The organism is Solimonas terrae, assembly GCF_011067135.1.
In the GTDB taxonomy this organism is placed as follows: Bacteria; Pseudomonadota; Gammaproteobacteria; order Nevskiales; family Nevskiaceae; genus Solimonas; species Solimonas terrae.
Window position 1 is genome coordinate 90,673 of sequence record NZ_JAAMOW010000009.1, and the last position, 12,834, is coordinate 103,506.

General features: G+C 66.8%; 11 protein-coding genes. 7 read left to right on the forward strand and 4 right to left on the reverse strand.

Annotation, left to right across the window (positions count from 1 at the left end):
- Position 1: 1 nt before the first annotated feature.
- A complete protein-coding gene (locus G7Y85_RS16760) occupies positions 2-1,459 on the reverse strand; it encodes a M20 family peptidase (protein ID WP_166259986.1) in 1,458 nt (485 codons plus the stop codon).
- 70 nt (positions 1,460-1,529) lie between these two features.
- Complete coding sequence (locus tag G7Y85_RS16765) at positions 1,530-1,829, reverse strand: hypothetical protein (RefSeq protein ID WP_166259988.1); 300 nt, start codon at positions 1,827-1,829, stop codon at positions 1,530-1,532.
- 352 nt (positions 1,830-2,181) lie between these two features.
- On the opposite strand from G7Y85_RS16765, the gene G7Y85_RS16770 reads away from it, so the two are divergent.
- On the forward strand, positions 2,182-2,664 hold the full coding sequence (locus tag G7Y85_RS16770; RefSeq protein ID WP_166259991.1) for an FKBP-type peptidyl-prolyl cis-trans isomerase: 483 nt from the start codon (positions 2,182-2,184) through the stop codon (positions 2,662-2,664).
- Positions 2,665-2,730: 66 nt separating this feature from the next.
- On the opposite strand, the gene G7Y85_RS16775 is transcribed toward G7Y85_RS16770, so the two are convergent.
- Both G7Y85_RS16775 and metH read right to left on the reverse strand, forming a co-directional pair.
- On the reverse strand, positions 2,731-3,597 hold the full coding sequence (locus G7Y85_RS16775; protein ID WP_166259994.1) for a hypothetical protein: 867 nt from the start codon (positions 3,595-3,597) through the stop codon (positions 2,731-2,733).
- 114 nt (positions 3,598-3,711) lie between these two features.
- The gene (metH, locus tag G7Y85_RS16780) at positions 3,712-7,968 is read right to left on the reverse strand and encodes a methionine synthase (RefSeq protein ID WP_166259996.1); all 4,257 of its coding nucleotides are present in this window, start codon (positions 7,966-7,968) and stop codon (positions 3,712-3,714) included.
- Positions 7,969-8,334: 366 nt separating this feature from the next.
- Here metH and G7Y85_RS16785 point away from each other — a divergent pair, with 366 nt between their 5' ends.
- The 6 genes from G7Y85_RS16785 to G7Y85_RS16810 all read left to right on the forward strand — a co-directional run bounded on the left by G7Y85_RS16785 (position 8,335) and on the right by G7Y85_RS16810 (position 12,799).
- Positions 8,335-9,510, forward strand: coding sequence for an alkane 1-monooxygenase (locus tag G7Y85_RS16785; protein ID WP_166259999.1), 1,176 nt, complete (start codon positions 8,335-8,337; stop codon positions 9,508-9,510).
- A gap of 96 nt (positions 9,511-9,606) precedes the next feature.
- Positions 9,607-9,780, forward strand: coding sequence for a rubredoxin (locus G7Y85_RS16790; protein ID WP_166260002.1), 174 nt, complete (start codon positions 9,607-9,609; stop codon positions 9,778-9,780).
- Positions 9,780-10,094 (forward strand): pyrimidine/purine nucleoside phosphorylase, encoded by a 315-nt coding sequence (gene ppnP, locus G7Y85_RS16795; protein WP_166260005.1) that lies wholly within the window; start codon positions 9,780-9,782, stop codon positions 10,092-10,094. Before G7Y85_RS16790 ends, ppnP begins: the two co-directional genes overlap by 1 nt.
- Positions 10,095-10,121: 27 nt before the next feature.
- Positions 10,122-11,447: a chloride channel protein gene (locus G7Y85_RS16800; protein WP_166260007.1), complete on the forward strand. Its 1,326-nt coding sequence runs from the start codon at positions 10,122-10,124 to the stop codon at positions 11,445-11,447.
- A 184-nt stretch (positions 11,448-11,631) separates the two neighbouring features.
- Positions 11,632-11,997, forward strand: a complete 366-nt coding sequence (locus G7Y85_RS16805; protein WP_166260010.1) for a BON domain-containing protein — start codon at positions 11,632-11,634, stop codon at positions 11,995-11,997.
- Between the two features lie 28 nt (positions 11,998-12,025).
- Positions 12,026-12,799 carry an SDR family oxidoreductase gene (locus G7Y85_RS16810; protein WP_366514993.1) on the forward strand — a complete coding sequence of 258 codons (774 nt, stop codon included), beginning with the start codon at positions 12,026-12,028 and terminating at the stop codon, positions 12,797-12,799.
- The last annotated feature ends 35 nt before the right edge of the window (positions 12,800-12,834 follow it).

Genomic DNA, 12,834 nt, shown 5'->3' on the forward strand with positions numbered 1-12,834 from the left:
TTCACGGCGCCGAGACGTTCTGCAGCAGTTGCCGGTAGAAACGCACCATGTTCGCGAATTCGTCGACCGATACCCGTTCGTCGACACCGTGTATGCGTTCCAGATCGTCGGCCTGCAGACGACCCGGCGTGAAGTTGTAGCGCGCGTCCATCACGTCGGCGTAGTGGCGCAGATCGGTGGCGCCGACCACCAGCCCCGGCACGACGATCGCGTCCGGAAAGATCTGTTCGACGGTCTTGCGCAGGATCGCGAAGCCGGGGCCGCCGGCATCTTCGTCCGGAGACGCTTCCTCGGACAGCTGCGGATCGTTGCGAACCGTGATCGCCGGATCGTTGATGGCGGCAATCACGTGCGCGCGCACATCGGCAATCGTGTCGCCCGGCAACAGGCGGAAGTTGACGACGGCGCGCGCTTCGCCGGGCAGGACATTGTCCTTGACGCCGGCATCGAAAATCGTCGGCGCCGTGGTCGTCCGCACCAGCGCGTTGGTCACCGGCGCCTGCGCGAGCTGATGCAGTAGCACGGTCGCGAACAGCCAGCGATTGGCGATCGCCAGCCGCTGTGCGAACGGCAGCGATGGCGCCAGCGCGTCGAGCATGCCACTCACCGGCGCGGTCAGGCGCGCCGGCATCGGTGCGGCTTCGAGCTGCGTGATCGCGCGTGCCAGCTCGCCGATCGCGGTGACCTTCGGTGGCATCGACGAGTGACCGCCAGCCGCGTGCGCCAGAAGCTCGAACGAGACATAGCCTTTTTCGGCCGTCATGATGGACGCGATCGGTGCGCGCACGGCCTTGATCACGCCCTGCGTGATCGCACCGCCCTCGTCGACGCCGAACAGGGCATGCACGCCGCGCTGTTCGAGCACGGCGGCAATCTCGCTGGCGCCGTGGACACCGCCGGTTTCCTCGTCGTAGCCGTAAGCGAAATACAGCGTGCGGCGCGGCGCGTAGCCCTGCGCCAGAAGCGCCTCGACGGCTTCGAGCTGGGCGATCAGATTGCCCTTGTTGTCGAGCGTGCCGCGGCCCCAGATGTAGCCGTCGCTGACATCGCCCGAGAACGGTGCATGCTGCCAGCGCGGCAGCGCGGCCGCCTCGACCGGCACCACATCCTGATGCGCAAGCAAGAGCACCGGCGCAAGTTCGGCGTCGCTGCCGGGCCAGCGATACAGCAGACCGTGCTTGTCGACGGTGTCGAGTTCGAGCGCTGCATGCGCGCGCGGATACTGCGTCTGCAGCAGTGCCGCGAAGGCATCGAACGCGGCGTCGTTGGGCAGCTCGGCGGTCGGCGACACCGTCGCGATGCGAATGGCTGCCGCGAGATGTTCTGCGAGCGCCGCATCATCGACCGCAATCGCGACCGGTGCCGCGCGCGACGCCGGCGTGGATGCCTGCATCGTCGGCAACAGCAGCGCCACCCCCAGCAGCAACACGGGAACCGCAAGGATCAGCAGATACCGCATCGCCAGCTCCGTCAGTTGGCCTCGCCGCGCGACCGTCCTGGCGCGCCGGCCCGGTCGCCAGACCGGTATCTCAGCTCGCGAGCAAGCCGCCGATCACGGCGCCGACCAGGAGTGCCGCGACCTGCATGCCGGCCAGAGCCAGTCCCCCCATACCGGCCACGAAGCCGATGATCGGCAGGCCGGCAAACAAGGTGGCAAGAAAGAACAGCAATACGCCGATGATGACACCAGGCAGAAGCGCCGCCACGAACGCCGCGCCAAAGCCGCTGGCGAGCTTGCCACCGACGATGCCGGCGACCAGCGTGCCGAAGCCCGGAATCCAGCTCAGCAGTACGCTGAGCATCAGCATTGCCGACATGCCCGCAGCCATGTCGCCGCGGTTCGCACCTCTTGCCATCTTGCACCCCCAACCGAAACGTCGCGGGCCTTGCCGACCCGATGCCGGTGACCGGACCGTTCCCGACGGTCCCGGCCGCTGCGCCCCCGCGCAACGAAACGGCGCATCCGCGACGCGCGTCCTCCGATGGGCGAATCTTCGGCCAGAACCGGCAGGGTCGGCAATATCAAACCGCTGACACGGATCGGGGAATCTGCCCACAGGTCCGGCGGCGCGACGCGACGCTTCGAATGGCGCGCACCGCACCGCGGCGAGGTAATCGGGCGGCCAGTCGCAAAACCTCGTCTGTTACCATGTGCAGCTCATTTCGCAGCCCCCGAATCCCATGGAAATCGCAGATCAACGCGTCGTTTCGATCCACTACACGCTCACCAATGCGCAGGGCGAAGTCCTCGACAGCTCGCAGGGCAACGACCCGCTCGCCTATCTGCACGGCGGCGGCAACATCATCCCGGGCCTCGAAAAAGCGCTGCTTGGCAAAAAGGCGGGCGACAAGCTGACCGTCAATGTCGCGCCGGCCGAAGGCTACGGCGAACGCAATGACGCGCTGATCCAGCAGGTGCCGCGTCGCGCGTTCCAGGGCGTCAAGGACATCGAGCCCGGCATGAGCTTCCAGGCACAGGGCCCGCAGGGTCCGATGCATGTCCGCGTCACGCGCGTTGCCGGTGACATGGTGACGGTCGACGGCAATCATCCGCTGGCCGGCGAAAACCTCAACTTCGATGTCGAAGTGACCGACGTGCGCGCTGCCACCGCCGAGGAAATGGAGCACGGTCACGTGCACGGCGCCGGCGGCCACCATCACTGAGTCCGTCGTCATCGCCTGAAGCGGCCGGCAGGCGTGTGACGCCAGCCGGCCGCCGCGCTTCGGGCGCTACCGCGCCGCCGCCTCGGCGAACTGGTAGTCCCAGTCGTCGCGCTGGTGTACGAGTCGCAGGTCCTGCCACAGCACATAGGGCCGCGTGTGCAGGGCGCGGCCAACGTCGCTGACCGAGAGGTCGAGGCTGCTGGCGATCCGCAGCGCGCCACTGACCACTTCCGAGCGTCCGCTCTTCTCGTGTCCGACCTGCGGCCATTGATGGCGGAACTGCGCACGGTACGCAGCGGCGTCCTGCGGCTCGAATTCGACCTGATACAGACGGTCGTTGAAGAATTGCAGTTCGAGCGCCCCCGGCTGATCGAGATGGCGGTAGTTCTTGACCGTCAGGATGTCGAGATCGCTGGGCGGCACGCCATCGGGAACACGCGCGTGGCGTGACACGCGTTGCGGCTCGTAGCCTGCCTTCTCCAGCGCCGTCTGCGTCTCCTCGAGTCCCGCATAGCTGCGAAACGGCGCGAAGAACAGCAATCGCTGCGCCTCCGGCGGCCGTGCCGTGTAGGCCGCGAGCACGTCGGCCGAGGTGATCGGTTCGTCCTCGATGATTTCCTGCGGGGGCGGCGGTGTCTGCGCAGCTGGAGCGGTCTCATCCGGCTTGCCGGTTTCCGCAGGTGCGGCATCGCTCGCCGGCACGGCACCATCGGCTGGCGCCGTCTCATTCGCCGCCGCGGTCGTTGCCGCCGGCGCCGTTGGTGCGGCCTCCATGGCCGGCGCCGCGGATCGTGCGGCGGCCGGCGGTGGCGCCGCGGGCCACAGGTGCCAGACGATGCGGGCAATCACCAGCAGGCCGATCAGCGCGGCCAGCCAGCGCAGCGGACGCCAGCGCTTCCACCAGTCCGGCGGCTCGTTCGGCATGCCCTTCATGCGCGGGCCCCGCTACGCTCAGGCATCGTCGCTGCCATTGGTTCGTCCATGCTCAGGTGCGGACCGGAGCATAGCGAAGCCGCGGCGCCCGCACTACGCGGCGCGCCGCGGGCGTCAGTCTTCCGGCTCGTAGCCGAGGTTCGGCGCCAGCCACTTCTCGGCCTGCGCCAGCGTCCAGCCCTTGCGCTTCGCGTAGTCGGCCACCTGGTCCTTGTTGATGCGCCCGACCACGAAGTACTGCGATTTCGGATGCGAGAAGTACCAGCCGGACACGGCGGCGCCGGGCCACATCGCCATGCTCTCGGTCAGCGAGATGCCGGCGTTCTTCTCGACGTCGAGCAGTTGCCAGAGCGTCTGCTTCTCCGTGTGTTCGGGGCAGGCCGGATAGCCGGGCGCCGGACGGATACCGCCGGTGCTGCCGATGTACTTCTCGGCGATCAGCTCGTCGTTGCTCAGATGCTCGTCCGCGGCATAGCCCCAGAACTCCTTGCGCACACGCTGATGCAGACGCTCGGCGAAAGCCTCGGCGAGGCGGTCGGCGAGGGCTTCGAGCAGGATCGCGCTGTAGTCGTCGTTCGCCTTGCGGAAGGCTTCGACGCGCGCCGCCGAGCCGATACCGGCGGTGACGGCGAACGCACCGACGTAATCGTGCAGGCCGGTTTCGGCCGGCGCGATGTAGTCGGCGAGACAGCGATGCGGAACGCCGGGGCGATGCTCGCTTTGCTGGCGGATGCTGTGCAGACGCGCGATCTCGTGCGCGTAGGTCTCGTCGCTGTAGACGGCGATGTCGTCGTGCTCGACCTGACGCGCCGGGAAGAGACCGAATACGCCGTTCGCGGTCAGCCACTTCTCGTCGATGATGCGATCCAGCATGGTTTGCGCGTCATCGAACAGCTTGCGCGCCGCTTCCGAGGTCGCCGGGTTGTTGAGCAGGTCCGGGAAACGACCCTTCAGTTCCCAGGCAATGAAGAACGGCTGCCAGTCGATGAACTCGCGCAGCTCGGCCAGCGGATAGTCGTGCAGGGTCTTCACGAACTGCATGGCATTCCCCTCTCCCCCCGGGAGAGGGGTCAGGGGTGAGGGCACCGCATCCGCCGGCGCTGCATGCGTTACCGACCACAGCGCTTCAAGCACCTGTTCGGTTGCATTCAGAACCTCCGTGTTCCAGAAGCGCTGCACTCGAATGCCCTGATCGTTCAGATACTGCGTTCTCGCTTGATCGCGCTTTTGCACTACAGGCTCGGCGTGCTGGCCGCCATCAATCTCGATCGCCAGCTTTTTCTCGTCGCAGTAGAAATCCAGCACATAGGGGCCCAGCGGATGCTGCCGCCGGAACTTCATGCCGTCGAAGCGCCGGTCCCGAAGCACCGACCAAAGCCTGGCTTCCGCGTCAGTCTGCTCTTGGCGCAAATCCCGAACGAAACCGAGAAGCTCGGCTGGAAGCCTGGCTTTGCTGCTTTTTGCAGCACCCTCACCCCCGGCTCCTCTCCCGGCGGGGGAGGGGTGATGCCGATGGTCGCAGCCGACGATGCCGCAGACATCCTTCGCCTGCTGCAGCAGCAGGCGCGGGCGCGGCGGCCGGTAGCCGGCCCAGTCGATGGGCGTGCGATTGGCACGCGCGGCGTCGAGGCTGACGAACTTCTCCTGGCGATCCTTGTTGGCGTGACGGTGACGGATTTCGTCGTAGTCCTTCTTCGTTGCCGCCAGCAGCGCCGGCTTCTGCTCGGCCGACAGCAGGCCGGCGGCGACCGGCACCGAACGCGACGCATCCTTCACCCAGATCACCGGCCCGTGATAGGCGGGATCGACCTTGACCGCGGTATGGGCGCGCGAGGTCGTCGCGCCGCCGATCAGCAGCGGGATGTCGAAGCCCTGGCGCTCCATCTCCTTGGCCAGCGTCACCATCTCGTCGAGCGACGGCGTGATCAGGCCCGACAAACCGATGATGTCGGCCTTGTGTTCGCGCGCGGCGTCGAGGATCTTCTGCGGCGGCACCATGACGCCAAGATCGACGACGTCGTAGTTGTTGCACTGGAGCACGACGCCGACGATGTTCTTGCCGATGTCGTGCACGTCGCCCTTGACCGTCGCCATGACGATCTTGCCCTTGGCCTGCTGTGCGTCGCCGGGCTGCTTTTCGGCTTCGATGAACGGGATCAGATGCGCGACCGCCTTCTTCATCACGCGCGCGGATTTGACGACCTGCGGCAGGAACATCTTGCCGGCGCCGAACAGATCGCCGACCACGTTCATGCCTTCCATCAGCGGACCTTCGATCACTTCGATCGGCCGCTTGCCTTCGGCGGCGAGCTGCGCGCGCAATTCCTCCGCGTCGGTTTCCGCAAACGCGTCGATGCCCTTCACCAGCGCGTAGGTGATGCGCTCGCGCACCGGCTTCTCGCGCCACAACAGCTCGTCGCCGGTCTTCTTCTCACCGGCGCTCGCACGATAGCGCTCGGCGATGTCGAGCAGGCGCTCGGTGCCGTCGGCACGGCGGTTGAGGATCACGTCCTCGATGCGCTCGCGCAGTTCGGCATCGATGTCCTCGTAGACCGGCAGCACGCCGGCGTTGACGATGCCCATGTCCATGCCGGCGCGGATGGCGTGGTACAGGAATACCGAATGGATCGCCTCGCGCACGAAGTTGTTGCCGCGGAACGAGAACGACACGTTCGACACGCCGCCGGAGACCTTGGCGTGCGGCAGGTTCTGCTTGATCCAGCGCGTCGCCTCGATGAAATCGACGCCGTAGTTGTTGTGCTCCTCGATGCCGGTTGCGACCGCGAAGATGTTCGGGTCGAAGATGATGTCTTCGGCCGGAAAGCCGACCTGCTCGGTCAGGAGCTTGTACGCCCGCGCGCAGATGTCCTTGCGGCGCTGCAGGTTGTCGGCCTGGCCCTGTTCGTCGAAGGCCATCACCACCGCGGCGGCGCCGTACTGCAGGCACAGCTTCGCCTGGGCGATGAATTTCTCCTCGCCTTCCTTCATCGAGATCGAGTTGACGATGGGCTTGCCCTGCACGCACTTCAGGCCGGCCTCGATGACTTCCCATTTCGACGAGTCGATCATGATCGGCACGCGCGAGATGTCGGGCTCCGAGGCGATCAGGTTGAGGAAGGTGCGCATCGCGGCGACGCCGTCGAGCATGCCCTCGTCCATGTTGACGTCGATCACCTGGGCGCCGGCCTCGACCTGCTGGCGCGCGATCGCCAGACCGGCGGCGTAGTCGCCGGCCTTGATCAGGTCGCGGAACTTGGCCGATCCGGTGACATTGGTGCGCTCGCCGACATTGCAGAAGTTGATCGCGCGGGTCAGGTTCAGCGGCTCGAGACCGGCGAGACGCGCGACCGGTTCGACCTCGGCCGGCGCCCGCGGCGCGAGCCCGTCGACGGCTTTGGCGATGGCGCCGATGTGGCCCGGTGTCGTGCCGCAGCAGCCGCCGACGATGTTGACGAGCCCGGCCTGCGCGAACTCGCCGACGATCGCCGCCGTGTCCTGCGGCAGTTCGTCGTATTCGCCGAACGCGTTCGGCAACCCGGCGTTCGGATAGCAGGAGATGAAGGTATCGGCGAGCCTGGAGAGCTCGGCGATGTACGGGCGCATGTCCTTGCCGCCGAGCGCGCAGTTCAGGCCGATCGCCAGCGGCCGCGCGTGACGCACGGAATTCCAGAACGCCTCGGCGACCTGGCCGGACAGCGTGCGCCCGGAGGCATCGGTGATCGTGCCGGAAATGATCACCGGCAGGCGCGTTGCGCTTTCCTCGAAGAAGGTCTCGCAGGCGAAGATCGCCGCCTTGGCGTTCAGCGTGTCGAAGATCGTCTCGATCAGCAGCAAGTCGACGCCGCCTTCGACGAGGCCGCGCACCTGTTCGAGATAGGCCTCGACCAGCTCGTCGTAGCTGACGTTGCGCTTGCCCGGATCATTGACGTCCGGCGAGATGCTGGCGGTGCGATTGGTCGGCCCGAGCGCGCCGGCGACGAAGCGCGGCCGCGCCGGCGTCGCCGCCGCGTCCGCGGCTTCGCGCGCGAGCTTCGCCGCGGCAACATTCATCTCGCGGCTCAGCGCTTCCATGCCGTAGTCGGCCATCGAGATGCGCTGTGCGTTGAAGGTGTTGGTCTCGATGATGTCGGCGCCGGCCGCGAGGTACTTGCCGTGAATCTCGCGAATGATGTCCGGCTGCGTCAGCACCAGCAGATCGTTGTTGCCCTTCAGATCGCTCGGCCAGTCGGCGAAGCGCGTGCCGCGGTAGTCGGCCTCCTCGAGCTTGTAGCCCTGGATCATCGTGCCCATCGCGCCGTCGAGCACGAGGATGCGGCGGCGCAATTCGAATTCGAGACGGGCGGCGGGCGCCGGAACGGGACGGGCAGGCATGGCGGACGGAGAAAGCGGGCGGTGGTGAATTATATCTGTTTATGCGGATAGACGGATTGGCGCCGTTCATCCGACCGGATCCGCCACGCATCCTGCGCCGCCGTTTGCCGCCATCGCAGGGCGGTAGTCTGCAGTTGTGGCTCGCGGCAAGGACGCCGCCGCCGAATTCCCCCAACCCGGATTCCCCAACCTTCCGGGTTCCTGAGGACCAGCCCCAAGCTGGTCCTTTTTTTTGCTCGCCGCGGCGCATGCCCATTTCCGACCAACGGATTTGACTTGAATTAAACGAACGGATAATTTCATCGCCCAATGGCAAGATCAACCGCGAGCTTGCGGGGCCATAATCCGAATCCGAGGAGAAGGGCGATGACGACTGCAACGCTGGCGCCGGTCTGGCGCGACAACAAGCGCTACCTGTGGCCGCTGGGTGCGGTCATCATGCTGATCCCGATCATCGCCGGCCTGCTCTACGGCCTGACCGGCTGGGGCGTCTGGTGGTGGCTGGGCCCCATCGTCGTCTACGGCTTCATCCCGCTGGCCGACTGGCTGGTCGGCACCGACACCAACAATCCGCCGGAGGCCATCGTGCCGACGCTGGAACGCGAGCGCTACTACCGCTACGCGGTCTACGTCGCCGTCGTCGCCGAATATGCGGCCGTGATCTGGGGCGCCTGGACCTTCGTGCACGGCGGCCTGCCCTGGTATCACCTGGTCGGCCTGACGATCACCATCGGCATGATCACCGGGGTGTCGATCAACACCGCGCACGAGCTCGGTCACAAGACCGACCCAACCGAGCGCTGGCTGGCGAAGATCGCGCTCGGCCCGGTCGCCTACGGCCACTTCTTTACCGAGCACAATCGCGGCCATCACGTGCGCGTCGCGACACCGGAAGATCCGGCCAGTTCGCGCTTCGGCGAGAATTTCTACGAGTTCCTGCCGCGCACGATGATCGGCAGTCTGACGTCGGCCTGGGAACTCGAGCGCAAGCGCCTCGAACGACAGGGCAAGGGCGTGTGGTCGCGCGACAACCAGAACCTGCAGGCCTGGGCGATCACCGTCGTGCTGTTCGGCGCGCTGACCGTGTGGCTGGGCTGGATCGTCCTGCCGTTCCTGCTGATCCAGGCCTTCTACGGCGCCTCGCTGCTGGAAGTCGTCAACTACCTGGAGCACTACGGCCTCAAGCGCCAGAAGCGCGCCGACGGCAGCTACGAGCGTTGCCAGCCGGAGCACTCGTGGAACAGCAATCACATCGTCACCAACGTGTTCCTCTACCACCTGCAGCGCCACTCGGACCACCATGCCAATCCGACGCGCTCGTACCAGGCGCTGCGCCATTTCGAGCAGGCGCCGCAGCTGCCGTCGGGTTACGCGTCGATGATCGTGCTCGCGTATATCCCGCCGCTCTGGTTTAAAATCATGGACCCCAAGGTCGTCGCGCACTATCACGGCGACATGCGCCTTGCGAACATCAAGCCCTCGCGTCACGACGAAGTGATCGCGCGGTACGCAGCGCAGCGTTCGTCCGGAGTTGCCGCTTAAGGCCGCCCGTCGCATCCCCAGCCCATCGTCCCGGCGGCGCATCGGCTAAGATGCGCCGCCTTTTTATTGTCTGCCGTCGGAGCCTGCGAGAGAGTTATGCCGTTCAAGAAGTGGCGTTGCGTGATCTGCGATTACGTTTATGACGAAGAGCTCGGTGCCCCGAATGACGGCATCGAACCCGGCACGCGCTGGGCCGACGTGCCCGACAGCTGGAGCTGCCCCGACTGCGGCGCCTCGAAGGCCGATTTCGACATGGTCGAGATCGACTGATGAGCACGCAGTTCGATCAGGTGTCGGTCGTCAAGAAGGCCAACGTCTATTTCGACGGCAAATGCGTCAGCCATACGGTCACGCTGGCCGACGGCACGCGCAAATCGGTCGGCGTCATCCTGCCGTCGACGCTGAATTTCGGTACCGCGGCGCCGGAAACCATGGAACTGCTGGAAGGCCATTGCCGCGTGCGGCTCAAGGGCCAGGACCACTGGATCGAATACCGCGGCGGTCAGTCGTTCGACGCGCCCGGGAATTCGTCTTTCGACATTGAAACCATCGACACACTGCACTACGTCTGCCATTTCGGCTGAGCGCCGGACGGCAGGCCCGACGCGACCATGAAATGGGTCGCGCAGACCGTTGCGGCCACCCGGCGCTGGCGCTTCCAGGCCGGCCGCTTCTGGCTGCGCTGGAAACCGCGTCTGCGCTGGTGGACGGCCGCCGCGGCCATCGGCTTCGTCGCCGCGATCTTCACGCGCGGTGCGGAATGGGCCTACTCGCATCTGATCGCGTGGACCCACTGGCTGCCGGAAATCTCCCTGCTGCTGGCACCGATCGGCATTACCGCCATCGTCTGGATCACGCGCCGCTACGTGCCGACCGCCGCCGGCAGCGGCATTCCGCAAGTGCTGGCCGTGCTGCACCATGCCGACGACGGCATGCGCAAACGCATGCTGGCGCTGCATATCGGCCTGCTCAAGCCGGTCCTGACCTGCATCGCCCTGCTGTGCGGCGCCTCGGTCGGCCGTGAAGGTCCGACCGTGCAGATCGGCGCGGCGATCGCCAATTTCGTCGGTCGTCACAATTCGGCGCGCCTGCAGCGCGGCCTGATTCTCGCCGGCGGCGCTGCCGGTGTCGCCGCGGCGTTCAATACGCCGATCGCCGGCATCGTGTTCGCCATCGAGGAGCTGTCGTCCAGCCTCGAGGAAAAAGCCAGCGGCACGCTGCTGCTGCTGGTCATCATTGCCGCGCTGGCGGCGATCGCGGTGCTCGGCGATCGCGTGTATCTCGGCGTCATCGACACCAATCTCGATCATTTCAGCCAGTGGCGCGCGGTGTTGATCTGCGGCCTGGCCGGCGGCCTCGGCGGCGGCCTGTTCAGTCGCATGCTGCATGCCGGAACCCGCGCCGCGCAGCATTATTTCAGCACCCGCGGCCTGCGCTGGCCGCTGCTGTGCGGCGTGCTGATCGCGCTGCTCGGCATCATCAGCCACGGCACGACCTATGGCAGCGGTTACGCCGAGGCGCGCGCGCTGCTCGACAATCACACGGCGGTGACGCCGTGGTACCCGCTGCTCAAGGGCCTTGCGACCTGGCTGTCGTACGTGAGCGGCGTGCCCGGCGGCATCTTCTCGCCGTCGCTGGCCGTCGGCGCCGGCATCGGCGCCGATCTGGCCCGCTACATCGACTTCGCGCCGTCTGCAGCGGTCATCCTGCTGACGATGGCGGCGTACTTCGCGGGCGCGACGCAGGCGCCGCTGACGGCAGCGGTGATCGTCGCGGAAATGACGCTCGGCCAGAAGATGACCCTGCCGCTGATGGGCGCCGCGCTGCTCGGCGGCGGTACTGCGAGGCTGGTCTGGCGCGATTCGCTGTATCACGCGCTGATGCGCGATCTGCTGCCGCCGCCGGCACCGGTGACGACCCCGGAAACGCCGCGGTAGTCAGGATCGGCCGCGCGCGACCGTGGTGCGGGTCGGCGATTGTTGCGCGGGCTGCGGGCGCAAGTCGGCACTTCGCCGTTCGCCGGATCTGCGGCCAGGCCCGCATCCGCTGGCAACGATGCGCCGTATCAGGGTCTCCAGAAAACGTCTGCGCGGTCACTGCGCGGACCAGCGGAGAACGCTCATGCAAGCTCGTTTCGGAAATACCCTGATCGCCAGCGCCGCCGTCGGCGGCCTCATCGTCTGCGGCGCCGCGCTCGCACAGACCGCGGCACCCGCAGAACCGGAAACCGTGTTCGTGCGGCCGGCAATGGTCTACACGCATCCGATGCCGGCCAGCGCCGAGGATCAGGAAATCACGCGCCAACTGGTCAGCGTGCTGGCCAATGATCACGATCTGGTCGGTGACAACATCGGTGTGCGCACCGTCAACGGTGTCGTCCATCTCAGCGGCCACCTCCGCTCGCCGGCACGCATCTACCGCGCCGTCGAACTGGCCCGGCAGATTGCCGGCGTCGTGGCGATCGACGATCGCGCGCTGGACGCCTGAAGCCGGCGAAGCCCGTTAGCATGTGCGCGTGAACAGCGCGCACCTGCTTCAGTTTTCGCTGGACCGGAAGGTCGCCATCGTCACCGGCGGCAGCCGCGGACTCGGACGCGAAATGGTCCGAGCCCTGGCAGCGGCCGGGGCGACGGTGTACCTGCATGGTCGCGATGCCGGGCGGATCGATGCCGCCTTGCAGTCGCTGGACGACGATGCGGCCGGTCGCATCCGGCCACTGTGTTTCGATCTTGCCGACGAACAGGCCACGCACGCCACACTTGGGGCGCTGACTGCGGCGCACGGCGGCATCGACATTCTCGTCAACAATGCCAGCGTGCGTGACCGGCGCAGTCTTGCGCAGCTCGATCGGGCCGCACTGCGTACGCTGCTGGAAATCGATCTGATCGCCCCGTTCGAACTGGCACGGCTGGTTGCACCGGCGATGCCGAGCGGCGGCCGCATCGTCAACGTCACCTCGATTGCCGGGCAGATCGCACGCGGTGGCGACGCCGCCTACACCGCCGCCAAGGGCGGCCTCGACGCGCTGACACGGGCGCTGGCCGCCGAACTCGGGCCGCGCGGCATCACCGTCAACGCGATCGCACCCGGTTTCTTCGCTACCGAGGCCAATGCCGGCATGGTGGCCGATCCGGCGGTCGGCGCCTGGCTGGCGCAGCGCACCTCGCTCGGCCGCTGGGGCAGGCCGCAGGAGATCGCCGGCGCCGTGTGCTTTCTCGCATCGCCGGCCGCTTCGTACGTCACCGGCCAGACGCTGGCGGTCGACGGCGGTCACCTCACCCATTTCTGAATCCGCGCTTCAGCGCTGCGGGGACGCCACATGAC

What these genes read in the sequence shown, in the direction of transcription:
- G7Y85_RS16760 (WP_166259986.1), bottom strand. Translation starts at nt 1,459, where the DNA reads ATGCGGTATCTGCTGATCCTTGCGGTTCCCGTGTTGCTGCTGGGGGTG.
- G7Y85_RS16765 (WP_166259988.1), bottom strand. Translation starts at nt 1,829, where the DNA reads ATGGCTGCGGGCATGTCGGCAATGCTGATGCTCAGCGTACTGCTGAGC.
- G7Y85_RS16770 (WP_166259991.1), top strand. Translation starts at nt 2,182, where the DNA reads ATGGAAATCGCAGATCAACGCGTCGTTTCGATCCACTACACGCTCACC.
- G7Y85_RS16775 (WP_166259994.1), bottom strand. Translation starts at nt 3,597, where the DNA reads ATGAAGGGCATGCCGAACGAGCCGCCGGACTGGTGGAAGCGCTGGCGT.
- metH (WP_166259996.1), bottom strand. Translation starts at nt 7,968, where the DNA reads ATGCCTGCCCGTCCCGTTCCGGCGCCCGCCGCCCGTCTCGAATTCGAA.
- G7Y85_RS16785 (WP_166259999.1), top strand. Translation starts at nt 8,335, where the DNA reads ATGACGACTGCAACGCTGGCGCCGGTCTGGCGCGACAACAAGCGCTAC.
- G7Y85_RS16790 (WP_166260002.1), top strand. Translation starts at nt 9,607, where the DNA reads ATGCCGTTCAAGAAGTGGCGTTGCGTGATCTGCGATTACGTTTATGAC.
- ppnP (WP_166260005.1), top strand. Translation starts at nt 9,780, where the DNA reads ATGAGCACGCAGTTCGATCAGGTGTCGGTCGTCAAGAAGGCCAACGTC.
- G7Y85_RS16800 (WP_166260007.1), top strand. Translation starts at nt 10,122, where the DNA reads ATGAAATGGGTCGCGCAGACCGTTGCGGCCACCCGGCGCTGGCGCTTC.
- G7Y85_RS16805 (WP_166260010.1), top strand. Translation starts at nt 11,632, where the DNA reads ATGCAAGCTCGTTTCGGAAATACCCTGATCGCCAGCGCCGCCGTCGGC.